At 67.6% G+C, this 26,488-nt stretch carries 24 protein-coding genes; 17 read left to right on the top strand and 7 right to left on the bottom strand.

Annotated features, from left to right (window positions below; all coding sequences use genetic code 11):
• Positions 1-14: 14 nt before the first annotated feature.
• The 15 genes from HLH48_RS10110 to HLH48_RS10040 all read left to right on the top strand — a co-directional run bounded on the left by HLH48_RS10110 (position 15) and on the right by HLH48_RS10040 (position 14,945).
• Positions 15-1,265 carry an MFS transporter gene (locus HLH48_RS10110; protein WP_182997388.1) on the top strand — a complete coding sequence of 417 codons (1,251 nt, stop codon included), beginning with the start codon at positions 15-17 and terminating at the stop codon, positions 1,263-1,265.
• A 46-nt stretch (positions 1,266-1,311) separates the two neighbouring features.
• A complete protein-coding gene (locus HLH48_RS10105; protein WP_220795072.1) occupies positions 1,312-1,779 on the top strand; it encodes a MarR family winged helix-turn-helix transcriptional regulator in 468 nt (155 codons plus the stop codon).
• A 102-nt stretch (positions 1,780-1,881) separates the two neighbouring features.
• Positions 1,882-3,033, top strand: coding sequence for an alpha-hydroxy acid oxidase (locus tag HLH48_RS10100; RefSeq protein WP_182997387.1), 1,152 nt, complete (start codon positions 1,882-1,884; stop codon positions 3,031-3,033).
• A gap of 191 nt (positions 3,034-3,224) precedes the next feature.
• Complete coding sequence (locus HLH48_RS10095; protein ID WP_220795071.1) at positions 3,225-5,603, top strand: TonB-dependent receptor; 2,379 nt, start codon at positions 3,225-3,227, stop codon at positions 5,601-5,603.
• 152 nt (positions 5,604-5,755) lie between these two features.
• Complete coding sequence (locus HLH48_RS10090) at positions 5,756-6,913, top strand: acyl-CoA dehydrogenase family protein (RefSeq protein ID WP_182997386.1); 1,158 nt, start codon at positions 5,756-5,758, stop codon at positions 6,911-6,913.
• Between the two features lie 48 nt (positions 6,914-6,961).
• Positions 6,962-8,239, top strand: coding sequence for an aromatic ring-hydroxylating oxygenase subunit alpha (locus HLH48_RS10085; RefSeq protein ID WP_182997385.1), 1,278 nt, complete (start codon positions 6,962-6,964; stop codon positions 8,237-8,239).
• On the top strand, positions 8,236-8,709 hold the full coding sequence (locus HLH48_RS10080) for an aromatic-ring-hydroxylating dioxygenase subunit beta (RefSeq protein WP_182997384.1): 474 nt from the start codon (positions 8,236-8,238) through the stop codon (positions 8,707-8,709). The genes HLH48_RS10085 and HLH48_RS10080 overlap by 4 nt, the downstream gene beginning before the upstream one ends.
• The gene (locus tag HLH48_RS10075; RefSeq protein WP_264813466.1) at positions 8,706-9,458 is read left to right on the top strand and encodes an SDR family NAD(P)-dependent oxidoreductase; all 753 of its coding nucleotides are present in this window, start codon (positions 8,706-8,708) and stop codon (positions 9,456-9,458) included. The genes HLH48_RS10080 and HLH48_RS10075 overlap by 4 nt, the downstream gene beginning before the upstream one ends.
• A 19-nt stretch (positions 9,459-9,477) precedes the next feature.
• Positions 9,478-10,443 carry a PDR/VanB family oxidoreductase gene (locus tag HLH48_RS10070; protein WP_182997383.1) on the top strand — a complete coding sequence of 322 codons (966 nt, stop codon included), beginning with the start codon at positions 9,478-9,480 and terminating at the stop codon, positions 10,441-10,443.
• Positions 10,440-11,429, top strand: a complete 990-nt coding sequence (locus HLH48_RS10065; protein ID WP_182997382.1) for a ketopantoate reductase family protein — start codon at positions 10,440-10,442, stop codon at positions 11,427-11,429. Before HLH48_RS10070 ends, HLH48_RS10065 begins: the two co-directional genes overlap by 4 nt.
• Positions 11,426-12,187, top strand: coding sequence for a class II aldolase/adducin family protein (locus HLH48_RS10060; RefSeq protein ID WP_182997381.1), 762 nt, complete (start codon positions 11,426-11,428; stop codon positions 12,185-12,187). The genes HLH48_RS10065 and HLH48_RS10060 overlap by 4 nt, the downstream gene beginning before the upstream one ends.
• Positions 12,188-12,203: 16 nt before the next feature.
• A complete protein-coding gene (locus HLH48_RS10055; protein WP_182997380.1) occupies positions 12,204-12,716 on the top strand; it encodes a flavin reductase family protein in 513 nt (170 codons plus the stop codon).
• Positions 12,717-12,724: 8 nt separating this feature from the next.
• Complete coding sequence (locus HLH48_RS10050; RefSeq protein WP_182997379.1) at positions 12,725-13,960, top strand: amidase; 1,236 nt, start codon at positions 12,725-12,727, stop codon at positions 13,958-13,960.
• A gap of 11 nt (positions 13,961-13,971) precedes the next feature.
• Positions 13,972-14,529 carry a nuclear transport factor 2 family protein gene (locus tag HLH48_RS10045; protein ID WP_182997378.1) on the top strand — a complete coding sequence of 186 codons (558 nt, stop codon included), beginning with the start codon at positions 13,972-13,974 and terminating at the stop codon, positions 14,527-14,529.
• 20 nt (positions 14,530-14,549) lie between these two features.
• Positions 14,550-14,945: a hypothetical protein gene (locus HLH48_RS10040; protein WP_182997377.1), complete on the top strand. Its 396-nt coding sequence runs from the start codon at positions 14,550-14,552 to the stop codon at positions 14,943-14,945.
• Positions 14,946-14,961: 16 nt separating this feature from the next.
• Here the strand turns inward: HLH48_RS10040 and urtE are convergent, their stop codons facing one another.
• The 5 genes from urtE to urtA are packed head-to-tail and all read right to left on the bottom strand — an operon-like array spanning position 14,962 to position 20,500.
• Positions 14,962-15,657 carry an urea ABC transporter ATP-binding subunit UrtE gene (gene urtE, locus HLH48_RS10035; RefSeq protein ID WP_182997376.1) on the bottom strand — a complete coding sequence of 232 codons (696 nt, stop codon included), beginning with the start codon at positions 15,655-15,657 and terminating at the stop codon, positions 14,962-14,964.
• A gap of 32 nt (positions 15,658-15,689) precedes the next feature.
• Positions 15,690-16,430, bottom strand: coding sequence for an urea ABC transporter ATP-binding protein UrtD (gene urtD, locus HLH48_RS10030; RefSeq protein ID WP_182997375.1), 741 nt, complete (start codon positions 16,428-16,430; stop codon positions 15,690-15,692).
• The gene (gene urtC / locus HLH48_RS10025; protein WP_182997374.1) at positions 16,427-17,566 is read right to left on the bottom strand and encodes an urea ABC transporter permease subunit UrtC; all 1,140 of its coding nucleotides are present in this window, start codon (positions 17,564-17,566) and stop codon (positions 16,427-16,429) included. Before urtC ends, urtD begins: the two co-directional genes overlap by 4 nt.
• Positions 17,563-19,167 carry an urea ABC transporter permease subunit UrtB gene (gene urtB, locus HLH48_RS10020; protein ID WP_182997373.1) on the bottom strand — a complete coding sequence of 535 codons (1,605 nt, stop codon included), beginning with the start codon at positions 19,165-19,167 and terminating at the stop codon, positions 17,563-17,565. Before urtB ends, urtC begins: the two co-directional genes overlap by 4 nt.
• Positions 19,160-20,500, bottom strand: coding sequence for an urea ABC transporter substrate-binding protein (urtA, locus tag HLH48_RS10015; protein WP_182997372.1), 1,341 nt, complete (start codon positions 20,498-20,500; stop codon positions 19,160-19,162). The genes urtB and urtA overlap by 8 nt, the downstream gene beginning before the upstream one ends.
• Before the next feature lie 164 nt (positions 20,501-20,664).
• Here urtA and HLH48_RS10010 point away from each other — a divergent pair, with 164 nt between their 5' ends.
• Both HLH48_RS10010 and HLH48_RS10005 read left to right on the top strand, forming a co-directional pair.
• A complete protein-coding gene (locus HLH48_RS10010; protein ID WP_408871447.1) occupies positions 20,665-23,946 on the top strand; it encodes a hybrid sensor histidine kinase/response regulator in 3,282 nt (1,093 codons plus the stop codon).
• A complete protein-coding gene (locus tag HLH48_RS10005) occupies positions 23,943-24,833 on the top strand; it encodes a response regulator transcription factor (protein WP_182997370.1) in 891 nt (296 codons plus the stop codon). The genes HLH48_RS10010 and HLH48_RS10005 overlap by 4 nt, the downstream gene beginning before the upstream one ends.
• Positions 24,834-24,856: 23 nt before the next feature.
• Here the strand turns inward: HLH48_RS10005 and HLH48_RS10000 are convergent, their stop codons facing one another.
• Positions 24,857-25,279 carry a hypothetical protein gene (locus HLH48_RS10000; RefSeq protein ID WP_182997369.1) on the bottom strand — a complete coding sequence of 141 codons (423 nt, stop codon included), beginning with the start codon at positions 25,277-25,279 and terminating at the stop codon, positions 24,857-24,859.
• Positions 25,280-25,338: 59 nt separating this feature from the next.
• The gene (locus HLH48_RS09995) at positions 25,339-26,448 is read right to left on the bottom strand and encodes a porin (protein WP_306309973.1); all 1,110 of its coding nucleotides are present in this window, start codon (positions 26,446-26,448) and stop codon (positions 25,339-25,341) included.
• Positions 26,449-26,488 lie beyond the last annotated feature (40 nt).

The following is a 26,488-nucleotide window of genomic DNA, read 5'->3' as shown; positions in this document are numbered from 1 at the left end:
GCGACGGCACACCGATGACCCATCCCCGCGCCATCGCGGCCGCCACGATCGGCAATATCGTCGAATGGTACGATTTCGCGCTCTACAGCGCCGCGACCCCGCTGGTGTTCCAGCGCCTGTTCTTCGCCCGGCACGATGACGGATTGCTGGCGCAGCTCGCACCCATGCTGGTCTTCGGCGCCGGCTTCCTGGTCCGCCCCGCCGGCGGCATCCTGTTCGGCCTGCTGGGCGACCGCCTGGGCCACGCGCGCGCCCTGCGCCACACGCTGACGATCATCGGCCTGGCCACGGCGGCGATCGGCCTGCTGCCCGGACAGGCGACCATCGGCATCCTGGCGCCCATCCTGCTGCTGGTCCTGCGGCTCGCCCAGGGCTTCGCCGCCGGCGGCGAATGGGCGGGCGCCGTCCTCCTGCTCGGCGCCGACACGCCCGGCGCCCCCCATCGCGGCGTCGCCTTCGCGCTGACGCAGTCAGGCGTCGCGGCGGGCATGGTGCTGGGGGGCGCCGCCCTCTGGGCAGCCCGCCTGCTGCCCGACGCCGCCTTCCTGTCCTGGGGCTGGCGCCTGCCGTTCCTGGCGGCGCTGCCCTTCCTGTGCCTCGGCCTCTGGCTTCGCGCGGCCCCGCAGCCCGGCCGGCCGGCCACCCGGCATCCCCGGCCGCCGCTTTCGCCACGGCAGGCGGGTCCGGCCCTGCTGCGCGGGATCGTCCTGCGTCTGGCCGAAAATGGCGGCGTCTACATGATGCTGGTCTTCGGCCTGGCCTATGGCCGCGCCCACCATGTGCCCGATCGCTGGCTGCTGCTGGCCAGCACGCTGGGCATGGTGGCGGACGGCATCGCCATGCCCGCCTTCGGCTGGCTGGCCCAGCGGCTGGGCGCCCGCATCGTCTACGCGCTGGGCGCCGTGGGGCTGGCGCTGTTTTCCGGCCCGTTCCTGGCGCTGGTCGCCTCGGGCAGCCAGGCGGGGGTCGTCATGGCCTTCATCGTCGGCATGGCGCTGTGCCACGCACCGATGATCGCGGTCGAGCCGGCGCTGCTCTCCGCCCTGTTTCCGGCCGCCCACCGCTATCTCGGGGTCGCCCTCGCGCACGAGGCCGGCGCCATGCTGGCCGGCGGCGTCTCGCCGGTCGTCGCCACGCTGCTGGTCCACAGCGCCGGAGGAAAGGGCGCGGTCGCCGCCTATATGGGGGCGCTGGCCGGCCTCTCCCTGCTCGCGCTGCTGCCCCGCCCCGCCCGCCGGGCCGTCTTTCCTCAGGCGGAGGAATAAGATACCTACCAAGGCCGATCAATCGCGCCGTCAGGGGGAGTCTGTTTTGAAGCGAGGCAAAATCTGGAAACAGGCGGACCCGACCGACCCGGCCTTCTCACCCCAGACATCGCCGTTCTTCCATCTCTCGCGCCTCGTCGGCCTGTATCACCTGCGCATGGACGCGCATCTCAAGCCGATCGGCATGGACGTGCCGCGCTGGCGCGTGATCAACATCCTCTACGAGCACGAGATCGCGGCGATCAGCACCATCGCCGACCTGGCCGTGACCCGCGTCTCGACCATGACGAAGCTGATCTACCGCATGGAACGCGAGGGACTGACCCAGACCTCGGTCTCCTCCCAGGACGGCCGCGTGACCGAAGTCCGGCTGACCGAAAAGGGCCGCGCCGCGCTCGATCTGGTCCGCGCCAAGGCCGGGCTGATCTTCCAGCGCGCGTTCCACGATATCCCGGACAGCGAGATGGAACACATGATGCAGCTTATCAAAAAGATCTACGACAACATCTACTGACGGCCCTTCCAGACATGAAAAATAACTGGAAATGTAAACTATAACGCCATAGCATCGATCTACCGGCCGCACGCACGGCCGGCGACGAAGTGCGAGGCGCGGATGGTCATTTCAGTCGAGGACGCCAGGCTCGCGGCCCGCCGCGGCGTCCCCCGCTGGCTTTTCGATTACGTCGATGGCGGGTCCGGGGCGGAAGCCACCCTGCGCCGCAACATCGCGGCACTGGCCCGTCTCGGCTTCCTGCCCTCCGTCCTGCGCGGCGCGGCTTCACCCGACACCGGCACCACGCTTTTCGGCATCCCGCATCGCTTTCCCGTGATCCTGGCTCCGGTCGGCATGGCGGGCATGTTGTCGCCGGGGGGCGAGATCTCCGCCGCCATCGCCGCCACACGTGCCGGCCTCTCGATGTGCGTCTCCCACTTCGCCCTGGCGAGCATCGAGGACGTCGCGGCCGCCGTCGATCCCGCCCGGCTGATGTTCCAGCTCTATCTCTTCCGCGACCGCGCGGTAACGCGCGACATGGTCGTCCGCGCCTGGGCGGCCGGCGTGCGCACGCTGGTGGTCACCGTCGATACCCCGGTCACGCCGCTCCGTCCGCGCGACGCGCGCAACGGCTTCCGCGGCAGCACGCACCTGTCGGGTCGCCTCGCCACCCAATGCCTCCTGCGGCCGCGCTGGCTCTATGGCGCGCTGCGCCGGCCCAACCGGATCATCCGCAATCTCGCCCCGTACGGCATGGGCGACACCCTGTTCGCACAGGCCGCCGCGATCGGCCGCGCCATCGACCCCGCGATCGGCTGGGACGACATCGCCGCCCTGCGCGAAAGCTGGAAGGGGCGGCTGGTCGTCAAGGGCCTGCTCCGGCCGGACGATACCGAACGCGCCGCCGCGGCGGGGCTGGACGGCGTCATCCTGTCCAATCACGGCGGCCGGCAGCTCGACGGCGCCGTCTCCTCCATCGAAACCCTGGCCGCCTGCCGCGCAGCCGTCGGCGGGCGGATCGAACTCTGCGTCGATGGCGGCTTCCGCCACGGCGCCGACGTGGTCAAGGCACTGGCCCTGGGCGCGCACGGCGTGCTGATCGGCCGCCCCTGGGCCTACGGCCTCGCCGCCGGCGGAATCGAAGGCGTCACCGACATCCTCACCCTGTTCCACGACGGCATCCGCAGCAGCATGACCCTGCTCGGAGCGCCCGACATCGCGGACCTGCGCGAGGCACGCTGCGACCGCCTGGCTTCCATTACGGATAAATAACATTTATTATTGACATATCCCTGGAATATTCATATAAAATCCCCGCGCGTTCAAATCCCGCATTCCAGGACCAAATCGTCGTTCTTCTGTCATGGCCACCGTCGCCGGACCGGCCTCGACACAAGCAGGTGCCGATAAGATCGCGTCCCATTTCGTTCCGAAATCGATACTAAAGGGGATGGAGAATTAGGATGTATTTCGTTTCTATATCAAAACATGTCATCAGCCGTCCCGCGGGAATCTCCGGTCTGTTCGGCCGCCGCTTTTGGTATTGTGGCTGCGCTGTCCTGGCAATCTCCGCCGCCCCCGCCCTGGCGCGGACCGAAGCGGGCCCCGCCGGCACGGCACCCGGGGCAAAAGCCAAGGCCGGCCCCGCCACCGGCGCCGGGGCAAAAAAAACCCGGCCGGAAAGCGGGCTCGAACAGATCACCGTCAACGCCCGCCGGCGCAGCGAGCCGATCGAACGCACGCCCATCTCCATGACCACCGTCTCGGGCAGCGAATTCACCGAACGCGGCATCACCTCGATCGCCCGCATCCAGGACATGGCGCCGAACATGATGTTCGGCAATGTCGCCTCCAATGCCGGCGTCGCCAATGCCGCGGCCATCTTCATCCGTGGCATCGGCCAGACCGATTTCTCCTTCGGCGTGGACCCCGGCGTCGGCCTGTATATCGACGGCGTCTATGCCGGCAACACCGTGGGGTCGGTGCTGGACATGATCGACGTCGCCAACGTCTCGGTGCTGCGCGGCCCCCAGGGTACCCTGTTCGGACGCAATACGATCGGCGGCGCGGTCACGGTGTCCTCCCTCACACCCAACGACCGCCTGTCCGCCAAGGCCGACGTCAAATACGGCACCGGCAACCGCATCAATGCCCGCGCGTTCGTCAATGTCCCGCTGGCCAGGAACCTGTTCCTCAATTTCTCCGTCGGCAGCTTCATGCAGGACGGCTACGTCAACCAGCCCTATGCCGAACGGCAGCGCAAGATGGGCAACCAGGATACGCGCATCTTCAAGGGCGCGATCCTCTGGCACCCGGTCGACAGGCTGACGGTCACCCTGCGCGGCGATTACACCCGCGACCGCAGCAACGGCGCGCCCTATGTCGTCATCGGCATAGACCCGACATTGTCCGGCAGCGTGGTCGCGCTGAACAATATCGCGGCCGGCGCCACGAAGGCCAATTGGGCAAGCTGCACCCTGCCCGGCTGCTACGGTTCGAAATATTTCAGCAAGACGACAAATTACAGCACGGCCCCCAACTATTCCAATATCGAAAGCTGGTCGGCCTCGGCCACGATCGATTACGCATTCTCGCATTATCTCGAAGTCAAATCGATCACCGCCATCCACCAGACCACCGGCCAGTTCGCCCAGGACCGCGACTCCTCGCCGATCGCCATCAACGACCTGTGGGACGGCTATTCGGAAAAGCAGGTTTCCGAAGAATTCCAGGTCATGGGCCGGGCTCTGTCGAGCCGCCTGCATTACGCGGCCGGCCTCTATTATTTCAATCAGTCCGGCGCGGACATCAACCCGGGCAACAAATGGGTCGAATATCTGGAAAGCGGCGGCTATTTCAAGGATATCAACTACGCCGCCTACGCCCAGGCCACCTATTCCTTCACAAGGAAGCTCAGCGTCACCGCGGGCGTGCGCTATACCGAGGACGACAAGACCTTCCTGCCGGACCAGTATATCGTCTGGGGCCGCGCACCCTACGTCACCGCCCCGCCGGGCACGCGGATCGTCCCGTACGAAAATTTCCACAACAACAACGCCCGCTGGACCCCGATGGTCAACGTGGCCTACCAGGTCACGCCGGAACTGATGGCCTATTCGACCTTTTCGCAGGGCTTCAAGGGCGGCGGCTTCACCCAGCGCCTGACCAAGATCGTCAGCGCACCACCGTCCTTCCGGCCCGAAAGCGTCAATTCCTTCGAAGGCGGCCTGAAATTCTACGGGCTGGACCATCGCCTGCGCGTCAGCGCCAGCGGCTTCTACGTCTTTTATGACGATGTACAGCTCCTGGTCTCCGACGCCGCGACGATCGGTCCCTATTACACCAATGCCGGCTCCGCCCGTATTCCGGGCTTCGAGCTGGAGGCCCAGTACGCGCTGGGCGACGGCTGGATGCTCACCGGCTCCCTGGGCATGACCGACGCGCACTATACCAAGCTCACGGCCAAGGTTTCGGGCCTGACCCTGAATTCGAAATTCGCCATGGTCTCCAAATGGACCGCCAATGCCGGCGTCGCCAGGACGATCCAGATCGGCCGCGCCGGCACCCTCACCCCGCGCGTCGATGCCTCCTACCGTTCGCGCTACAACGCCGACGTCAACAGCATCAATTACGCCCCGCTGTTCCAGCCCGAATATATCCTGGTCAACGCCTCGCTGCGCTGGGTCAGCCCCGACGCGCGCTACAATTTCATGGCGGGCGTCGACAACATCAGCAACGAGAAATACATGCACTGGGGCAGCTTCTCGGCCAGCGTCAACAACTTCATGGCCTCGTACGACCGCGGCCGCCAATGGTACATCCAGGGCGGCGTCTCCTTCTAGCAGGCCGCGCCCGCGATCGGGGAGGACCGGAAAGACATGGGCTTTCCGGCCCCTCGTTTCGCCAAAAAAATAGTGGAAACTTCCCGTAAATATGCTAGCGTCTCCTCACCGTTCCCAAAGGGGGCGGAGCGGAGCGGATGAAAGGGTGACGGATGTTGACCTCTGTCGAGCAGGCAGGCTCGCGATTTGCGGACGGGCCGGAATTCGATGCCCTTCTGCGGCAGATCAGCGACCGGGCGCTTTCCTTCCGCAAGGCCCGGCGCCTTGCCCCGGACATCGTCGCGGGCTTCAGGACGATCGGCATCTATCGCGCCTTCGTCGCCCGCCGCTTCGGTGGACTGGAAATCCCGCCCGACCGCTTTCTCGAAGCCATCGAAACGATCGCCCGGGCCGACGGGTCCGCCGGCTGGGTCGCCAGCTTCGGCGTCTCGGCCCTCTATCTCGCCGCCCTGCCGGTCCAGACGCTGGAGACGATCTATCGCGACGGTCCCGACGTGGTCTTCGCCGGCGCGATCTTCCCCCCCCGCCCCGCCGGGGTCGAAGGCGACGATCTGATCGTCTCGGGCAGTTGGCCCTATGCCAGCGGCTGCACCGGGGCGGACCTGCTGGGCGTGGGGGTTTCCCTGCCCGACGGGCCGGCCGGCGGCGGCCTGCCGCGCACCGCCGTCTTCCCGGCATCGCAGGCCCGGATCGACGAAACCTGGAACACCATGGGCATGGCCGGCACCGGCAGCCACGATATCGTGGTCGAAGCCATCCGCGTGCCGATGGACTGGACGTTCATCCGCGGCGGCCCCTCCAGTCTCGACGGCGCGATCTACCGGTATCCCTCCCTGGCCCTGGCGGCGCAGGTGCTCACGGTGGTCGGGCTGGGCTGCGCCCGCCGGGCGTTGACCGAGGTCACCGAAATGGCGCGGGGGCGCACATCCATCACCGGCGCCCCGGTCATGGCCGACCGGCCCTATGTCCAGTTCGCCGTCGCCGAGGCCGAGGCAACGCTCTCCGCCGCCCGCAGCTTCTTCTACGATGCCACGCGCGCCGCCATGGCGGCGGTGGAGGCCGGACCGGCGGACGAGGCCTGCGCCGGGCGCGTCCGCCTCGCCTGCATCCATGCCGCCCAGGCATCGTACGAGGTCGCGCGCCGCTGTTTCGAACTGGGCGGCATCGCGGCGGTGGATGCCGACCATATCCTGGCGCGCTGCATGCAGGACAGCGCCGTGGTGGCGCAGCACGCCTTCATGGCGCGCGGCAATTACGAGGTCGCGGGCCGGCTGATCCTCGGCCGGGGCGGCCGCCCAGGCTATCCGTAAACCCGAAGATATTCCCAAGTTTTTTCCAATGCGCAAGGGAGCCAAACCATGAGCGATCAGCCCGATCCTCGCAGCTTTCTCTCGGCGGACAGGGCCGACGGGTCCATCTATAACGACCCCGCCCTGTTCGACATGGAGATGGACCGCATCTTCATGCATAACTGGATCTGGGTGGCGCACCGCAGCGAGATCCCCGAACCCGGCGATTTCATCACCACGTTCGTCGGCCCCCACCCGGTCATCGTGTCCCGCGACCGCAAGGGCACGGTCCATGTCATGCTCAACCGCTGCCGCCACCGCGCCGCGACGGTGTGCGAGCAGCACAAGGGCCACACCGCCAGCTTCGTCTGCCCCTATCACGGCTGGGCCTACGGGCTCGACGGCGCCTTGCGCGGCGTGCCGCACCAGAACGGCTACGGCGACGATCTCGACAAGGCCTCGCTGCCGCTGGTCAATCTGCGGGTCGCGGACTATCAGGGCCTGATCTTCGCCACCTTCGATCACGCCATTCCCGACCTGGACAGCTGGCTGGGCGCGGCGAAACCGTGGATCGACCTGTTCATGAAGCAGGGCGCCGGTTGGCCGGTCAAGACGATGGGCGAGCATAAATTCACCTTCCCGGGCAACTGGAAGATCCAGCTCGAAAACACGACCGACGCCTATCATTTCCCGATCGTCCACAAATCCTTCCTGGATTCGGTGGACCAGGAAACGCAGGACATCCTGAATTTCGTCGGCGGCAAGGGCTTCGTCGAGGATCTCGGCCACGGCCATTCGGTCATGGTCATGATCCCCGAACTGGTCGATCTGGACGACAATCTCGACGCGCCGATCCCCGAACGCTTCCTCGAACTGGCCGCGCAACTGGCCGAGACCTATCCGCCGGAAAAGGTCCGCCAGATCATCCGCGCCGTCGGCGGGTCGGGCTTCAACCTCAACCTGTTCCCCAACCTGGCCTGCTCGATGGCGTTCTTCCGCGTCCTGCGCCCCCTGGGCGTCTCGCAGACCGAAATCCGCCATATCGCGATCGGCATGGATGGCGGGCCGGACATCGCCAACCAGGCCCGCCTGCGCCTGCACGAGCATTTCCAGGGCCCGATGGGCTTCGGCACCCCCGACGACGCCGAGGCCTGGGACCGCGTGCATCGCGGCGCGCTCGCCGGGCGCGACATTCCCATCCTGCTGAATCGCGGCCTGGCGCACGAGGAAAAGCGCGCCGACGGCCATCTCTACAGCGACGTCAGCGCCGAGACCGGCATGCGCGCCGCCTATCGCCAGTGGCTGGCCGCCATGACCGCCGAACCCGCCGGAGAGACCGTGGCATGACCATCACCCTCGACGAAGCCGTGGCCCTGGTCACGCTGGAAGCCGACCTGCTCGACCACGGGCAGTTCCACGACTGGCTCGGCCTCTACACGCCCGGCGGCAGATACGTGATCCCCATCGATCCCGACGCCGAGGATTTCGAGAACGTCCTGAACTACGCCTATGACGACGCGGCGATGCGCGCCAAGCGCGTCGAGCGCCTGCTGGGCGGCCGCTCGATCTCGGCCGCTCCGCCCGCGCAGACGGTGCGCCTGCTCTCGCGCTACCGCATGCTGGCCAGCGACGGCGACGCCTGCACCCTGCGCTGCGCCCAGTACCTCAAGGAACTGCGCCAGCACCGCGAACGCGATTACGCGGCCAACGTCACCTATCGCCTGGTCCGCACCCCCGACGGGCTGAAGATCGACCTCAAGGTGATCCGCCTGCTGATCGCCACCGAAGCCCTGACAGCCGTGAGCTACATCCTGTGAGCGCCGCCGCAGAGGCCCCCGTGGCCCCGGTGGCACTCGTCACCGGCGGCGCGCGCGGCCTGGGCGCCGCGATCGCCGGGGCCCTGGCGGCGGCGGGCTACAGGGTCGTGCTGGGCGACCGCGACCTGCCGCGCGCCCAGGCCACCGCGGCACGCCTGGGCGGCCACGCGGTCGCGCTCGACGTCACGTCCGAATCCGCGATCGAAGCCGCGCTCGATACGGTCGAGGCCGCGCATGGCCTGCCCTGGCTGCTGGTCAACAACGCGGCGATCATGAAGGCGCAGAAGGTGCTCGATATCGACATCGAGACCTTCGACACGGTGATGGCGGTCAACCTGCGCGGCAATTTCCTGTGTACGCAGCGTTTCGCCCGCCGCCTCCGCGCCCGCGACCAGGGCGGCCGCATCGTCAATATCGGCTCGCTGGCGGGGCAGAACGGCGGCACGGCGACCGGCGCGCATTACGCGGCCTCCAAGGGCGCGGTCCACACGCTGACCAAGGTCTTCGCGCGCGACCTGGCTCCCCACGGCATCACGGTCAACGCCATCTCTCCCGGGCCGCTGGACCTGCCCTCGGTGGCCGAGACCATCGGCGCCGAAGCCGCCGCACGGGTCGCGGCGGGCCTCCCCACCGGCCATCTGGGCGACCCGGCCACGGTCGCGCGCATGGTGGTCGAACTGGCCCGCCCCGACGCCGGCTCCATCACCGGCGCCACCATCGACATCAATTGCGGCCTCTATCTGAGATAGGCCCGGGGAGAGCAGACGGATGACCACCAGCCGCGCACGGATCGAAACAATCATCGACGCCGTCGACCAACGGGGCGACGTGCTGATCTTCGACCTCCTGCCCCGGGCCGGCACCCTGCCGCCATGGGAGGCCGGTGCCCATATCGACCTGTTCCTCGATGACGATCTGGTGCGGCAATATTCGCTCTGCGGCGATCCGGCGGACCAGGCCCGCTATCGGCTCGGCGTCCTGCTGGAACCGCAGGGGCGCGGCGGATCGCGCGCGGTGCATGACCGCGTGCAACCGGGCGCCACGCTGGCCATCGGCGCCCCACGCAACCTCTTCCCGCTCGACACGGCCCACCGCGGCGCGGCGGTGCTGGTTGGCGGCGGCATCGGCGTCACCCCCCTGATCGCGATGGCCCACACCCTGTCCCGCGCGGGCCAACCCTTCACCCTGCATTATGTGGCGCGCGACCCCGTCTTCACCCCCCTGCTGGCGCGCGAAGGTTTCGCCGCGCAGGTCCAGATCCACGATCGCAGCCAACCGGACACTCCGCGCTTCGACCCGCGCGCCGCCATCGCCGAAGCCATCGCCCGCAACGGCGGCACGGCGGGCCTGTGCGTCTATAGCTGCGGCCCGCTCGGCCTGATGGACGCGGTCGCGGAAGCCGCGCTGGCGCTGGGCCTGGCGCCCGACCAGATCCATCGCGAGGACTTCTCCGCCCTGCCGGTCGAAAACGGCGACAGTTTCGAGGTCCTGGCCGCCAAGTCCGGCATCCGCGTCGCCGTCGCCGCCGACGAGCCGATCACCGCCGCACTCGCCCGCGCGGGCGTCAAGGTGCGGGTCAATTGCGAACAGGGCATCTGCGGCACCTGCGTCGCCACGGTGCTGGAAGGCGAGCCCGACCACCGCGACGAATACCTGACCGAGGACGAACGCACCGACCAGATCGCGCTCTGCTGCTCGCGCGCCCGCGGCCCGCTGCTGGTGGTCGATCTGTGACCACGCCGCGCATCTGCGTCGCCGGCATCGGCGCCATCGGCGGCACGCTGGCGGCCACTCTGGCGCGCGGGGGCGCCCCTGTGTCGCTGATCGCGCGCGGCGAAACCCTGTCGCACCTGCGCGCGCACGGCCTGACCCTCACCGGGGCCGGCCAGGCTTACACCTGCCGGCCCGACGCCGCCGAACGCGCCTCCGGCCCGGCGGATATCCTGTTCCTCGCCGTCAAATCGCATCAATTGCCCAGCCTGCTGCCGGCGATCCTGCCGGCCGTCGGCCCCGAAACGCTGATCGTCCCGGTCGTCAACGGCATCCCATGGTGGATGACGGCAGGCGACGCCCCGCCCGCCTTCCGCGCGATCGCCCCCCTGCTGGACCCAACCGGGCGACTGGCCATCCATCTGCCGACTCGACAGATCGCGGGCTGCGTCGCCTATGCCTTTTCCGCCAGCCCGGCCCCCGGCCGGGTCCATTCCCTGCGCCCGATGCGCCTGATGCTGGGCCCGGCCACTTCCGGCCCGCACGCGCGGCTGGACCAGCTGGCCGATCTGCTGCGCGCCTGCGGGATCGACGCCTGCATCGCCGACACCATCCGCGGGGAAATCTGGACCAAGCTCGCCGGCAACGTGGCATCGAATCCCCTGTCGGTCATCACCGGCGCCACGCTCGCGGCCATGGCCACCACCCCCGCCACCCGCGCCATCGTCCACGCGACGCTGAACGAGGCGATCGCCGTCGGCACGGCCTGCGGCATCCCCCCCCTCAAGCCGGCCGGCGCGATCTGCGACATCATGGCGGCGGCCGGCGCGCACGAAACCTCGATGCTGCAGGATTTCCGCGCCGGCCGCACGCTGGAAACAGTGGCGATCGGCGACGCACTGGTCGCCCTGGCGGCCCATCTGGGCGTACCCACGCCCGTGACCGCCACCCTGCTCGGCCTCGTGACCTTCCAATGCACCTCCCTGCCCGTAAAGGAACAGACATCATGACCAGCGACGCGATGCAGGACGAATGGACCCTCCGGGTCCGCCTGGCGGAATGCTATCACCTCATCAGCCATCTCGGCTGGACCGAGATGATCTTCAACCACATCTCGCTGCGCCTGCCCGGCGAGCCGACGCGCTATCTCGTCAATGCCTTCGGCCTGCATTACGAGGAAGTGACGCCGGAAAACCTGCTGGTCGTCAACGCCAGCGGCGAACTGGTGACCCAGTCGGCCTACAAGCCCAATCCCGCCGGCTTCGCCCTGCACGGCGCGATCCATACCGCGCGCGACGACATCCATTGCGTGATCCACACCCATACCAGCGCCGTCACCGCCGTCGCGATGAAGGAAGGCGGCTTCAGCCACGACAATTTCTACGGCGCCCAACTCTTCGGCCGCGTCGGCTACCACACGTTCGAAGGGATCACGCTCTATGACGAAGAGCGCCCCCGCATGCTGGAAAGCCTGGGCGACAGGAATGTGCTGGTCCTGCGCAATCACGGCCTCGCGGTCGGCGAGGCCGATGTCGCGCGCGCCTTCTTCCTGCTGTGGATCTGCCAGCGCGCCGCCGAGATCCAGTGCCATACCGGCATGATCCCCGGCGCCGACGTCCGGCTGTCCGACGAGATCCGGCGCGGCTGCGCCCGCGACGCGGCCGGGCTGATCGCCCATTCCTCGGCGGCCGACCTGACCTTCGACGCCGCCGTGCGCAAGATGCGCCGCGAACGCGGGCCGCTCTGGCCCGGCGACAACGCGGCCTGACGGAAAAGCAGGGCACATGACTTCCGACATCTCCGTCACATCCGACCAGTTCCGCCGCGCGATGGCCCATTTCGCCACCGGCGTGGCGGTGGTCACCGCCCGGGACGATCACGGCGACCAGGGCGCCACCATCAGCGCCCTCAGCTCGGTGTCGCTCGACCCGCTGACCCTGCTGATCTGCCTCAAACGCGGCAGCGCCACCTGCCGGGCGATCGAACACACCCGGCGCTTCGGCCTCAGCGTGCTGTCCCACGGCCAGGAACCGATCGCCCGCTATTTCGCCCTGCCCGCCGACCGCAAGCAGGGCAGCGTCGCCACCCGGCGCGAGGCGGACGGCACGGTGCTGGTCGACGGCGCGCTGGTCCACATCACCGCCGAGGTGGTCGAGACCCTGCGCGGCGGCACGCACGAGATCTTTCTCGCCCGGCCATTGCACGTCGCGGTCGATCCCGACCCGGCCGCCGGGCCGCTGCTTTATTTCCGGGGCGCCTTCGACCTCCCGGGCCAAACGGAACGCCATCCAGGGTAAGGAATGTCATGACAGGCCAGACCATCGACCCCACCGCCCGCATCGCGCACATCGCCCGTTTCGAACCCGGGATCCAGGCCTTCGCGGCCCACGATCCAGACCGCCTGGAACAGGATCTGGCAACCGCCCCGCCGGGCCCCCTCAACGGACGGCTGGTCGGCGTCAAGGACATCGTCGATACCCAACATTACCCCACCGGCTACGGGTCGGAAATCTACGCCGGCCATCGCGCGACCGGCGACGCCGCCTGCGTCGCCCTGCTGCGCGCGGCGGGCGCCAGCATGGCAGGCAAGACCGTCACCACCGAATTCGCCTTCTTCCGGCCCGGCCCGACCACCAATCCGTTCGATCCGGCCCGCACCCCCGGCGGCTCCTCCAGCGGCTCCGCCGCCGCCGTGGCGATGGGCATGGTCGATATCGGCATCGCCTCGCAGACCGCGGCTTCCCTGACGCGCCCGGCCTCCTATTGCGGCGTCGTCGGCTTCAAGCCCACCTACGGGCGCTATGCCCTGTCGGGGGTCAAGGCGCTCGGCCCCTCCTTCGACGCGCTCGGCACCATCACCCCCGACGTGGCGACAGCCATCGCCGCCGACGCGGTGCTGGCCGCCCCGGTGCCCGCCACGCTGCCCGTCTCTCCCCGGGCCCCGGCCCGGATCGGCATCTGCCGCACCCCATGGTGGAACGAGGCCGAAGAGGGCACCCGCATGGCGATGGAGGAGGCCGAGCGCCTGTTCGGCGCCCACACGGCGGTCGAAACGGTGCAGATGGACGATTTCGCCGCCGCCGCCGACCTGCACGTCACGATCATGAGCTTCGAGGCCGCCCAGGCCCTGGCCTGGGAATACCAGGCCCGCCGGGACATGTGCAGCCCGCAGATCGTCGGATTGATCGAGGCCGGGCGCAAGATCACCCGCGCCGCGTACGAACAGGCCCAAACCCAGGCCGCGGACCTGCGCCGCCGCGCCGCCGCGCTGTTCGCGCAGTACGACATGCTGGTGGCGCCGGCCGCCCCCGGCGAGGCCCCGTTGCGGAGCCAGGGCACCGGCAGCCCGATCTTCAGCCGCCTGTGGACCCTGCTCTATCTGCCCACGGTGACGCTGCCGGGCCTGCTCGGCCCGTCGGGCCTGCCGGTCGGCATCCAGTGCCTGGGCCCCCATGGCACCGACCACGCGCTGCTCGGCCACGCACTGTGGGCCGAGGCCCTGCTGCCCGCCCGCCCAATGCCGCCCGCGCTGAAATCATAAGGAGTCCGGTCATGAACATCGAAGACCGCCTGGCCCGCCTGGAGGCGAAACTGGACGCGCTGTCCGCCGAGGCCGATATCCGCCGGATTCAGGCGCGCTACATGTTCCTGTGCGACACCCCCTGCCCCGAGCCCGGCCAGATCGACGACGCCGAGCGGATCGCGCGGATCATGGATCTCTATTGCGAGGACGCGGTCTGGGAAGGCGTGGGCGCCTATTACGACAACCAGTTCGGCCGCGCCGTGGGCAAGGACGCGATCCGCGCCCATTTCGAAAAATTCTGGAGCCCGTCCCGCAGGCCCGGCCTGCTGCTGAACGCGCATTACCTGACATCGGAACAGATCCACGTCCATGGCGACGAGGCCGACGGCCAGTGGATTCACTGCCAGCCCTGGATTTTCGACGACGGCACCGCGCTCCTGCGCTCCAGCCGCCTCAACAATCTGTTCCGCAGGGTGGACGGGGTCTGGAAGGTCGCCCGCACCCGCACCGAAAACGTCTTCGTCGCGCCGCTGACACCGGGATGGGCGAATGCCTATCCCGCCGTTTCCGTCCTGATGAATCCCTGACCGCCGGAGTGTCCCGCACCATGACCGACCGTTTGCTGAAAGCCGCTCACGATGAAATCGTCGCCCTGCATGTCGTCCTGCAAGCCTGGTTCCGTGGCGAAGGCACCTCCGATCCGGCAACGGTACTCAAACATTTCACTCCCGACTACGCCATGGTCGGCGCCGCCGGCCGCCTTCTGCCGGTCGAAACCTTCGCCACTGCGCTGCCCACCCTGCACGGCTCGCGCCCCGGCCTGGTGATGACGATCGAGGACGTGGCCCTCCGCCATGTCTTCCCCGGCGGCCTCCTGGCCACCTACCGGGAAATCCAGACCCAGGGCGAAACCCGCACCGAACGCTGGTCCAGCGTAACATTCGCCGAAGGCCCCGACGACACGCTGCTCTGGGCGTTTCTACAGGAAACCTTCTGCGCGTGACGCCGCTGCGGGGCGGCTAAATCGCGATATGCGCGCGAACCTGGTCCGCCGCCAGGTTCTCCGCGCGCCCCGCAAGGACGACCTGGCCACGATCCAGCACGGTCACCGCATCGGCCAGTTCGAACGCGAAATCGAAATATTGCTCCACCAGCACGATCGCCATGTCCCCGCGATCGCGCAGCATACCGATGATGGTGCCGATATCCTTGATGATGCTCGGCTGGATTCCCTCGGTAGGTTCGTCGAGAACCAGCAGCTTCGGCCCGATCACCAGCGCACGCGCGATCGCAAGCTGCTGCTGCTGCCCCCCCGACAGGTCGCCCCCCCTGCGATCGAGCATCCTGGCCAACACGGGAAAAAGATCGAAGATCTCATCGGGCACCTTCCTGCGTCCGCGCGGCAGCAGGCCGAAGCCCGTGGCCAGATTCTCGCGCACCGTCAGCAGGGGAAAGATATCCCGCCCCTGCGGCACGGTGGCGATGCCCCGCCGCGTCCGCTCATAGGCCGGCAACGACGTGATGTCCTCGCCCTCCCACGCGATCCGTCCGGAAGCGACCGCATGCATGCCGGTGACGGCGCGCAACAGGCTGGTCTTGCCCACCCCGTTGCGCCCCAGCACGCAGGTCACCTCGCCGGCCCGCGCCTCCAGCGACGCGCCGCGCAGGGCCAGGGCCGCGCCATATTGCAGATGCACGTCCTCAACCCTGAGCATAGCCGCTCCTTCCCCCCGCGGACCGCCATATTTCAACGGCCAAGATAGACCTCGATCACACGCGGGTCGGCGCTCACCACGTCCAGCGCGCCTTCGGACAGCACGCTGCCCTCGTGCAGAACCGTCACCGTCACGTCCAGGGCGCGGACGAAATCCATGTCATGCTCGACCACCACCACGCTGCGCGTCCGGTTGATCTCGCGCAGCAGGTCGGCCGTCGCCATCGTCTCGGCATCCGTCATGCCCGCCACCGGCTCGTCCACCAGCAGCAAGTCCGGCTCCTGGCCCAGCAGCATGCCGATCTCCAGCCATTGCTTCTGCCCATGGCTCATCCCCCCGGCCCGGCGGTCGGCATGCTCCGTCAGCCGGATCACGCCCAGCAGATGATCGACCCGCTCCCGCTCCTCTCCCGACAGCCGCGCCATCAGCACGGCGAACGGCGTGCGCAGGCCACGCAGCGACAGCACCAGATTTTCCCGCACGGTCAGCGCCTCGAACACCGTCGGCTTCTGGAATTTACGGCCGATCCCCATCCGGGCGATCGACGGTTCGTCCAGTTGCGTCAGATCATGCCCGCGAAAGCGCACGATGCCGGTATCGGGGCGCGTCTTGCCGGTAATGATATCCATCATGGTCGTCTTGCCGGCTCCGTTCGGCCCGACGATCGCGCGCAATTCTCCGGGCCGAAGCGACAAACTCAAATTGTTGATGGCACGAAATCCGTCGAACGCCACGCTGACGTCGCGCAGTTCCAGCAACGGTGCGTCGCTCATGCCTCTCCGCCCTCCACGTTTGAAACCTCAGGCGTCACCTCGGCGGCCGGAAGCGCGCGCACCGGGCGACGCAAGCCCATCAGCCCGTTCGGCAGAAACAGCGTGGTGACGACAAACAGCAGCCCCAGCCCGTAAAGCCAGAATGCCGGCAGCCACGCCGTAAACAGCGTCTTGCCGAAATTGACCAGCACGGCACCCAGCACCGCGCCCGACAGGGTGCCACGCCCGCCGACCGCCACCCAGATCACGGATTCGATCGAATTGGCCGGCGCGAACTCTCCGGGATTGATAATGCCCACCTGCGTCACATACAGCGCGCCCCCCAGCCCCGCGATCATCGCCGAAAAGACCCAGACCAGCAGCTTCACCTGCTCGGGCCGGTAGCCGAGGAAGCGCGTGCGGCTTTCCGCATCCCGCACCGCGATCAGCAGATGGCCGAACCGGCCACCGACCACGAAGCGGGCCGCCAGCAGCGCCCCCGCAAGCGCCACGGCCGTCACGACCAGCAGCATGGCCCGCGTCGAGGCCGCATGCAGATCGGCCCCCAGGATATCCTTGAAATCCGTCAGCCCGTTATTGCCGCCGAACCCCAGCCCGTTCTGAAAGAAGGCCAGCATGAGGGCGTAGGTCAGCGCCTGCGTGATGATCGACAGATAGACACCCGACACGCGCGAGCGAAACGCCAGCCAGCCGAACAGCCCGGCCAGCAGCCCCGGCACCGCGAACACCAGCAGCAACGCCCACGCCCAATGGTCGCTGCCCCACCAGTACCAGGGCAGCCGGTTCCATGACAGGAAGATCATGAAATCCGGCAGGTTCGCATTGCCATAAACCCCGCGCGCGCCGATCTCACGCATCAGATACATGCCCATCGCGTACCCGCCCAGCGCGAAGAACGCGGCATGACCCAGCGTCAATATCCCCGCGAACCCCCAGACCAGATCCACCGCAAGCGCCAGCATCGCATAAGCAAGATATTTGCCCGACAGCGACACGACAAAGGCCGAGACATGCAGCGGATTGCCCTCGGGCAGCAGGCTGGCCAGCGCCACCGCCACCGCCACCGCCACCACCACGATCGCGGTCCGGGCCGCGCCGGAAAAGGGCCGGCCCATCGTTGCGGAAAACGCGCTCATGATTCGATCCCCCGGCCACGCACCGGAAACATGCCGCGCGGATGCCGCTGGATATAAAGAATGACCAGCACCAGGATCGCGATCTTCGCCGAAACCGCGCCGATCGTCGGTTCCAGCACCTTCCCGCCCATGCCCAGCGCCATGGCCGCGGCCAGCGTGCCCCACAGATTGCCGACGCCGCCGAACACGACCACCATGAAACTGTCGATGATATAGGATTGCCCCAGATTGGGGCTCACATTGTCGATCTGGCTGACGGCGACCCCGGCCAGTCCGGCCAGCCCGGCCCCCAGCCCGAACGCCATCGCATCGACGCGCGGCGTGCGAATCCCCATCAGGGCGGCCATGCGGCGGTTCTGCGTCACCGCCCGCATCTCCAGCCCCAGCGCCGTGCGCCGCAGCACCAGCATCAGCCCGCCCAGCACCAGAAACGCAAAGACCAGAATGCCCAGCCGGTTCAGGGTGATCTCCATCCCCCCCAGCGCGAACGACCCGGACAGCCAGGACGGCGTCTCCACCGCGATATTGGTCGGACCGAAGACCGACCGCACGGCCTGCTGGAGAATCAGCGACAATCCCCAGGTGGCCAGCAACGTTTCAAGCGGGCGCCCGTACAGAAACCGGATCAGCCCACGCTCGATCAGCACGCCGAACGCGGCGCAGACCACGAAACTCACCGGAATCGCAATCAGCAGCGCGATCGGCTCCAGTCCGGGCACCGTCATGCGGATACCCTGCTGGACCATCCACGTCACATAGGCGCCGATCATCATCATCTCGCCATGCGCCATGTTGATGACGCCCATCACCCCGAAGGTGATGGCCAGCCCCGTCGCGGCCAGCAGCAGGACAGAGCCGTAACTCAGGCCGTAAAACGCATTCTGCAGCACGCCCCAGACGCGCAGGGTCCAGTCGATACGCGATACGGCCGCGCGCGCCGCCGCGCGAACGCCCGCGTCCTCGCTCGCCGACGCGGCAACCGAGGCAAGGATGCCGCGCGCTTCCAGCCCACCGGCCGCGCGCAGGCTCGCCACCGCCTCCAGACGCGCCGCGACCTGGTCCGGCGCCGGTGCCTGCTCCAGGATCGTCGCGGCCCGCGCCCGTACCAGCGCCGACCGCACGGCCCGATCCTTCTCCCCCGACAGCACACGCCCGATCGCCGGCAGCATCGCCGGATCGGGGCGGTGATAAAGCGCCTCCGCCGCGCCCAGCCGCTTCGCCACCAGCGGCGAGGACAGATCGCGCTCCGCCCACGCCGCGACCAGGGCCTTGCGCACCCGGTTATTCAGCCGGACGGGCGCGATCATGTCCGGCACGGGGGAAACCGGCTGCCCGGTTCGCGCGTCCCGATACACCTCCCCCTGCCGGATGAAGAGTCCACCCGAGGGCGTGAAGAACAGCCTGCGCTGCTCCAGCGCATGCAGCACGCTTTCCGCCTGCGGGTCGCCGGAGGCCGCCAGCGTCGCGACCCCGCCGGCGATCGCCTCGAACTGCCCTCTGGCCAGCCCGGCGAAATCGTCCGCCCGCGCCCCCTGCCCGGGCGCAAGGACCGCGCCCAGCCAGAATGCGACGACCAGCGTCAGGCACGCGAGACTACGCATGCGTCTTGCCGAGACAGGCCTTGGTCACGGTGTCGTAATTTCCGCAGGCGATCGGCTTCGTCCAGTCGCCGATCAGGTTCTTCGTCTCCGGCACCCAGGGCGACCACGCCTGGCCCGGCACCAGGTCCGGCGTCTTCCATACCACGCTGAACTGGCCGTCCTCCTGGATCTCGCCGATATAGACAGGCTTGGTCAGATGATGGTCGGGCAGCATCTGCGCGATCCCGCCGGTCAGGTTGGGCTGGCGGATGCCGACCATGGCGTCGATCACCTTGTCATGGTCGGTCGTACCGGCCTTGGTGACGGCCTGCACCCACATATTGAAGCCGATATAATGCGCCTCCATCGGATCGTTGGTGGTACGCTTCGGATTCTTCGTGAAAGCGTGCCATTCCCTGATGAAGGCCTCGTTGGCCGGCGTCCTGATACTCTCGAAATAGTTCCATGCCGCCAGTTGGCCGACCAGCGGCCTGGTGTCCATGCCCGCCAGTTCCTCCTCGCCGACGCTGAAGGCCATGACCGGGATATCGGTCGCGGAAATGCCCTGGTTTCCCAGCTCCTTGTAGAACGGCACATTGGCATCGCCGTTGATGGTGGACACCACCGCCGTCTTCTTGCCCGTCGAACCGAACGCCTTGATCTGCGACACGATGGTCTGCCAGTCGGACTGGCCGAACGGCGTGTAGTTGACCATCACATCCTCGTCCCTGATTCCCTTGAACCGCAGGTAATTGGCCAGGATCTGGTTGGTCGTGCGCGGATAGACGTAATCGGTGCCGACCAGCGCGAAACGCCGCGCGCCGCCGCCATCCTCGCTCAGCAGGTAATCCACCGCCGGAATGGCCTGCTGGTTCGGCGCCGCGCCGGTATAGAAGATATTGCGGCTGCATTCCTGCCCTTCATACTGCACGGGATAGAACAGGATGCCGTTCAGCTCCTCGAACACCGGCAGCACCGATTTACGCGACACGCTGGTCCAGCAGCCGAAGGCGGCGGCCACCTTGTCCACCGACAGAAGCTGGCGCGCCTTTTCGGCAAAGAGCGGCCAGTTCGACGCCGGATCGACCACCACGGGCTGCAACGGCCGTCCCAGCAGGCCGCCCTTGCGGTTCTGCTCGGCGATCAACATCAGCATCACGTCCTTCAGCGTCGTCTCGCTGATGGCCATGGTGCCCGACAGAGAATGCAGGATCCCGACCTTGATCGGCTCGCCACCGGGTGCCGCCGCGAGCGCGTCGCCCGGCCGCCAGCCCGACGCCAGGGCCGCGGCGGAGGAAGCCAGAGCCAGCCGCCCGAAAGTACGGCGCGAGAAAGACGGCAGAATGTCGGACATGGATCAGCGCTCCTGTTGATGCGTGCATTGTCAGCCAAACGGAAAACGACTTCCCATACGTGATCCTGCGTATGGCCCGACGAGGCGATCCGTTACGATGGTACATCATCCTTTCCTGACGGGACAGCACGACCTTGCCACCTGACGCCAGATGCCTGCGTATCGTGCGTACGCGCCGCGCCTACAACCGCTGGGCGGCCGACCAGACGTTCGAGGACTATGCCCTGCGCTTCACCGCGCGCACGGCCCGCGCGGCCACGCCCGGCCGCGCGGCGCTGACCGCCCTGGGCTCGATGTCCTTCCTGGCGCTGGAGGCCATCGGCGGCACATTGACGCTGGCCTTCGGCTTCGCCAACACCGCGCTGGCCATCGCCTTGGTCGCGGTCGTCATTTTCTGCATCAGCCTGCCGCTCTGCGTCGCCGCCGCGCGCGCGGGGCTGGATATCGACCTGCTGACCCGCGGTACCGGCTTCGGCTATATCGGCTCGACCATCACGTCGCTGATCTATGCCAGCTTCACCTTCATCTTCTTCGGGCTCGAGGCCGCCATCATGGCCGGCACGCTGCACGCGCTGCTGGGCATGCCCCTCTGGCTGGCCTATCTGGCCTGCTCCGCCCTCGTCATCCCGCTCGTCACCTGGGGCATCTCGTTCATCGCACGTTTCCAGATCGCGACCCAGCCCGTCTGGCTCGCGCTCAATCTCGTGCCGCTGGCCGTGCTGCTCACGCGCCATTCCGACCTGCTGCCGCAATGGACGCGTTTCCCCGGACTGTCGCCCTCCGTGCCCCATATCAGCGCGGTCGCCATCGGCAGCGCGGCCTCGATCATGATCGTGCTGGTCTGCCAGAGCGCGGAGCAGATCGATTTCCTGCGCTTCCTGCCGCCATTGACCGAGACCAACCGCCGCCGGTGGTGGATTTCCCTGGTCATGGGCGGCCCGGGCTGGATCGTGATGGATGCCTTCAAGTTCCTGGCCGGCTCGTTCCTGGCCTGGATGGCGCTCGACATGGGATTTTCACCCGCCCAGGCCACCCAGCCGGGCGTGATGTACTGGCTGGCCTGGGGCACGATCACTTCGCCGGCCATGGCAACCATGCTCACCGTCTCGCTCGTCGTGCTGGCCCAGACCAAGATCAACATCACCAACGCCTATGCCGGCTCGCTGGCCTGGTCGAACTTCTTCTCGCGGCTGACCCACAACCATCCGGGCCGCGTGTTCTACGTCATCTTCAACATCGCCATCGCGCTTTTGCTGATGGAGGCCGGTCTGGTCAGTACCATCCAGGCCGGGATCACCCTCTACGCGGTGCTCGCATGCTCGTGGATCGGCGCGATCCTCGGCGATGTCGCGCTGTGCAAGCCGCTCGGCCTCAGTCCGCGACTGGTGGATTTCAAGCGCGCGCTGCTGCCCGATCTCAACATCGTCGGGCTCGGCGCCTGGGGGCTCGGCGCCGCCGTCGGCCTGCTGGCGCTCAGCGGCCGCATCGGCCTGTACGCCGCCGCCTACGCCCCGTTCCTCACCCTCGTCGTCGCCTGCGCGACGGCGCCGCTGCTGGCCCGTGCCACCGGCGGCCGCACCTATTTCGCCCGCCGGCAGCCCGCGGACTGGAACAGCCGCCCGACGATGACCTGCGTCATCTGCGAACATAGTTTCGAAGCCGAGGACATGGCGTCCTGCCCGGCCTATGGCGGCGATATCTGCTCGCTCTGCTGTTCGCTCGACGGGCGCTGCCGCGACCGCTGCAAACCCGCCTCCACCCGCATCGGCACCCAGCTCGCAACCCCGCTGCGCGTGCTGCCGCCCAGGCTCCGGCGGATCGTGACTTCGCCGGGCGGCCGCTTCGCCGTCCTGCTGGCGGGCATCGTGCTCGCCCTCGGCCTGCTGGCGAAGCAGACCGGCCTGCGGCCCGACAGCACCCCGCTGATCGTCCTCTTCCTGGCCTGCGTCGTCGGCGCATGGTTCCTCATCATGGCGCAGGAAGGCCATCGCACCGCGATCCGCGAAACCCTCCACCAGACCCGGCTGCTGATGAGCGAGGTCCGCGCCCGCCGCCGCACCGACCTCGCCCTCCAGGTCGCGCGCGAAAAAGCCGAAGGCGCCAGCCTCGCCAAGACCCGCTATATCAGCGGCATCAGTCACGAGATCCGCTCGCCGCTCAATGCCATCATGGGGTATATCCAGCTCTTCCAGCACGACCGGCGCCTCCCGCCGGAGCGTCTGGCCGCCCTGGGCCTGATGCGCGAAAGCGGCGAGCATATCACCTCGATCCTGGCCGGCCTGCTCGACATTTCCCGCATCGAGGCCGGCCGGATCGAACTGCATTCCGACACGGTCGCCCTCCCCGCCTTCCTGGAATCAGTGGCGCAGATGATCCGCCCGCAGGCCCAGGCCAAGGGGCTGGAGTTCATCTGGCAACCCGGCTACCTGCCGGCCGTCGTCACCTGCGACGAACACAGGCTGCGGCAGATCCTGCTCAACCTCCTGTCCAACGCGGTCAAATTCACCCAGCGGGGGTCCGTCACCTTCTCCGCCCGCTGGCGCTCCCAGATCGCCGAACTGGTGATCGAGGACACCGGCCTGGGCGTCGCGCCGGAAGATCACGCGCGGATCTTCGAACCGTTCGAACGCGGTTCGGCGACCGGCAACGTTCCCGGCACCGGCCTCGGCCTGACCATCACCAAGCTCCTGACCGAAATCCTGGGCGGCGAACTGACCTTCACCAGCACGCCGGGAGAAGGGTCCCGCTTCCGGGTCCGGCTGATGCTGCCCGACCGCCAGGTCCAGCTCTCGCCCGGCCTGCCCGCCATGCCCGTCGGCTACCAGGGTCCCAGCCGCACGATCCTCGTCGTCGACGACAATCTCGCCCATCGCCAGATCATGCGCGAATGCCTCACAGGCTGCGGATTTCGCGTCGAAACGCTGGAAAACGGCCCCGCCTGCCTCGAACATCTCGACCGGATCCGCCCCGACCTGCTGCTGCTCGACCTGTCCATGCCCGGCATGGACGGGCGCGAACTGGCCCTGCGCGTCCGCGAGAGCACCTGGTCGCACCTGCCGATCCTGTTCCTGACGGGCAATCTGATCGAAAGCATCAATCGCCACGTCCCGTCGCTGGAGGATTGCCCGGTCATCGGCAAGCCGGTCAATCTCTCGCTCCTGATCGCGGCGGTCGGACGCGCGCTGAACCTGGCCTGGGTCCTCCCGGACGCGGTCCCGTCCCATACGGATGCATCCGGCGCAACGCCCCGCACGCTGCCCGAAAACGAACGCGCCGCCCTTCTCTCCGCGCTCGAAAGCGGCGAATTCCGACGCCTGAAAGACCAGCTTGCCGTCCTGCGAGCCGCCCGGCCGGACCTGGAGGCCGTCATCAGCCCCCTCGCGGCGCTAGCCGCAACCTATCAGCTTGAGGCCCTCCGCCGGCATCTGGAGCACGACCATCCATGACGACGATCTCCGCGTCCGCCCGCCGCAGCATCCTCGTCATCGACGACGACCCCGCAGTACTCGGCCTGATGGACGAAACCCTGACCGGCAGCGGCTATGTCGTGCTGCTGGCCCAGTCCGGCCCGGCCGCGCTCGACGTGGTCGCCCACACGCTCCCCGACCTGGTTCTCGTCGATGCGCTGATGCCCGGCATGACCGGCTGGGACGTCTGCCGGATGTTCCGCCAGGACCCGCGGATCGCGGCGATCCCGTTGATCTTCATGACGGGCCTGACCGAAACCGAACATGTCCTGCGCGCGTTCGAGGCCGGCGCCTCCGACTACGTCACCAAACCCCTGGCGCTGGAAGAAGTCCTCGCGCGCATCGGCGTGCATATCGAAGCCGCATCGCGCATCCGCGCGGCCCACAAGGCCCTCGACAATGCCGGCCGCTTCCTGCTGGCGATGAACACGGCGGGCGAGACGCTATGGGCCACGCCCCAGGCCGCGCGCCTGCTCGCCGTCCTTCCGGCGGACCTGCGCGCCGCCATGCACGTCGCCGATCCCCCGCCCCCGCCCGGCACGGTCATGCTGCGCCATCTGGCCGGCGAGAACGAGATCCGCCTGACCCTGGTCGGCGCAACGGGGCCCGACGAACACCTGTTCCACATCGCGGCCCAGACATTGTTTCCCGAAAGAACCCTGCAAACCCGGCTGGGCCTCAGTTCGCGCGAGGCCGAAGTCCTGCTCTGGATCTCACGCGGAAAAACCAGCCGAGACATCGCGGACATCCTCCAGGTCAGCCCCCGCACGATCGACAAACATATCGAGCAGATCTACAATAAGACCGGCCTCAGCACGCGCGCCGCGGCGGCCGCCACGGCGTCGCGCCTTCTCCACCAGGGCTGAACGCCCCGGCCCGCAAGGCGCCGTCACCGCGACACCGGCGGCTCGTCGGCTTCCATCCGCTGCTGGGTATCGGCCGGCGCCGCGATCACCGGGCAGTTCCTCACCCGCTCCGCGTCCCGAACCGCCCGCAGGTTCTTCTGTAGAGTTTCCAGCGTTTCATCGGCCTCCGCCGTGCTTTCCAGCCGTCCTTCGGGCGTCAGGGTCGCACCATGCATGACGCCGATACCCGGCAGCGCATCGAAGTGGACCGCGAATCCCTTGTACCCGGTCGTATCCGGCGCGCCCGCATCCTTGCGCTGCCGCACCGCGATCCGATCGGACAGCCTCACGTCCCGTACCAACAGATGGCGACAATCCGACGCCGGGGAAAAGGACGCCGCGCGCACGGTTTCCGCCTCGAGGCAGCAGGACAGGGCCAGCGCCCCGCACAGGATCAGTCGTTTCACGGTCAGCACTCCGGTCTCTTCTGGTGTCACGGGTTTGACGGGTCGGGATCGGACCCGCCTCAATACTGGAACTGCATGCCGATCAGGAACGCATTGGACACACGGGCCCCGGTCGGGGCATAGCGCACGTAATCGAACGTAAACCGCAGATTGTGACCATCCATGATATAGTTCGCCCCCGCGTCGAACTGATTGGTCTTGGGATGCCCCGGCCCGTACAGGCCCTTGCGGTAACGAAACTGCTGGTAGCGCACCAGCGGCTGCAAGCGCCCCCAGCCCAGCCGGTAGGGAATCAGATAGGCCGTGCTGGCCAGAAACGCCGTTCCGCTGTTGATACCGCCGATATTGCCGAAATCCGCCGAAGGCTGGCGGTAACCGGGGGCCACGTCCCGCACCCCGTCGGTATAATACTGGTAATAGGCCCCTTCCAGCGTATAGACACCGGCCCGCGCGTTCCTGCCGATCCGCTTTTCGAAAAGACCATCCACGTTCCAGGCCTTGTAATCGCCCTTTTCCTGCGCGCTCCCCACGCCGTCCGCCTGATACTGGCCCGCGAGACCGATCGCGAGGATATCGGCTTTTCCGTAATAGGTGCTGGCGGTGTAGTAGGCCGGCGAGGGTTCGGGATCGAGGAAATTATATTCCAGCCGTCCGGCAAACAGCGGCTGGTGGCCATAGGCCGAGGCCCCGGGATTCCAGTTATGACCGCGATAGACACCGGCGACATAGCGAAAGCGATCCTTCAGCAGCTTGCCCCAGATCGACATGCCGTCATCGCGGCCCGACCACGAACCGGGATATTGCGCGACGATGGGAAAGGCATAGGTGCTCAGGAAATAGGGTCCGTCGAGGTTGGAACGGTCGCTGCCCGGCAACATGCGGCCGAACCACACATTGAACGCCTTCCACGGCTCGATCTGGAAGATACCGTCAAGAACGTTCCAGTTTCCATCGCGTATGCGCTCCAGATTGAGCGTGCTCTTGATAAAGCGGTACCATTGCGCACCCATATAGACACGCAGGTCGGCAGCGGCGGCGGCACTCCCATTGTCCGGCGTGGACGGGTCCGCGGTCATATATTGCGCGCGAACGCCGACACCGAGCGTGAAGTTGGATTCCGGCCCCAGATCGACCGTCACGGCAGCCGACGCCGCGCGCGGCATCGTCATGCCGATCGCCACGCACGCGGACAGGACGCTTCCGCACCGC

The sequence above is a fragment of the Gluconacetobacter sacchari genome, from assembly GCF_014174255.1.
In the GTDB taxonomy this organism is placed as follows: domain Bacteria; phylum Pseudomonadota; class Alphaproteobacteria; order Acetobacterales; family Acetobacteraceae; genus Gluconacetobacter; species Gluconacetobacter sacchari.
Note: the sequence above shows the minus strand (reverse complement) of the source record. Positions and strands in the feature narration are given on the sequence as shown.

Excerpts from the sequence above, each read along its gene's own strand:
- HLH48_RS10055 (WP_182997380.1), top strand. The coding sequence starts at position 12,204 with ATGACTTCCGACATCTCCGTCACATCCGACCAGTTCCGCCGCGCGATG.
- HLH48_RS10085 (WP_182997385.1), top strand. The coding sequence starts at position 6,962 with ATGAGCGATCAGCCCGATCCTCGCAGCTTTCTCTCGGCGGACAGGGCC.
- HLH48_RS10070 (WP_182997383.1), top strand. The coding sequence starts at position 9,478 with ATGACCACCAGCCGCGCACGGATCGAAACAATCATCGACGCCGTCGAC.
- HLH48_RS10005 (WP_182997370.1), top strand. The coding sequence starts at position 23,943 with ATGACGACGATCTCCGCGTCCGCCCGCCGCAGCATCCTCGTCATCGAC.
- HLH48_RS10050 (WP_182997379.1), top strand. The coding sequence starts at position 12,725 with ATGACAGGCCAGACCATCGACCCCACCGCCCGCATCGCGCACATCGCC.
- HLH48_RS10040 (WP_182997377.1), top strand. The coding sequence starts at position 14,550 with ATGACCGACCGTTTGCTGAAAGCCGCTCACGATGAAATCGTCGCCCTG.
- HLH48_RS10060 (WP_182997381.1), top strand. The coding sequence starts at position 11,426 with ATGACCAGCGACGCGATGCAGGACGAATGGACCCTCCGGGTCCGCCTG.
- HLH48_RS10095 (WP_220795071.1), top strand. The coding sequence starts at position 3,225 with ATGTATTTCGTTTCTATATCAAAACATGTCATCAGCCGTCCCGCGGGA.
- HLH48_RS10100 (WP_182997387.1), top strand. The coding sequence starts at position 1,882 with ATGGTCATTTCAGTCGAGGACGCCAGGCTCGCGGCCCGCCGCGGCGTC.
- urtD (WP_182997375.1), bottom strand. The coding sequence starts at position 16,430 with ATGAGCGACGCACCGTTGCTGGAACTGCGCGACGTCAGCGTGGCGTTC.
- HLH48_RS10110 (WP_182997388.1), top strand. The coding sequence starts at position 15 with ATGACCCATCCCCGCGCCATCGCGGCCGCCACGATCGGCAATATCGTC.
- urtC (WP_182997374.1), bottom strand. The coding sequence starts at position 17,566 with ATGAGCGCGTTTTCCGCAACGATGGGCCGGCCCTTTTCCGGCGCGGCC.
- HLH48_RS10090 (WP_182997386.1), top strand. The coding sequence starts at position 5,756 with ATGTTGACCTCTGTCGAGCAGGCAGGCTCGCGATTTGCGGACGGGCCG.
- urtB (WP_182997373.1), bottom strand. The coding sequence starts at position 19,167 with ATGCGTAGTCTCGCGTGCCTGACGCTGGTCGTCGCATTCTGGCTGGGC.
- urtA (WP_182997372.1), bottom strand. The coding sequence starts at position 20,500 with ATGTCCGACATTCTGCCGTCTTTCTCGCGCCGTACTTTCGGGCGGCTG.
- urtE (WP_182997376.1), bottom strand. The coding sequence starts at position 15,657 with ATGCTCAGGGTTGAGGACGTGCATCTGCAATATGGCGCGGCCCTGGCC.
- HLH48_RS10080 (WP_182997384.1), top strand. The coding sequence starts at position 8,236 with ATGACCATCACCCTCGACGAAGCCGTGGCCCTGGTCACGCTGGAAGCC.
- HLH48_RS10045 (WP_182997378.1), top strand. The coding sequence starts at position 13,972 with ATGAACATCGAAGACCGCCTGGCCCGCCTGGAGGCGAAACTGGACGCG.
- HLH48_RS09995 (WP_306309973.1), bottom strand. The coding sequence starts at position 26,448 with ATGACGATGCCGCGCGCGGCGTCGGCTGCCGTGACGGTCGATCTGGGG.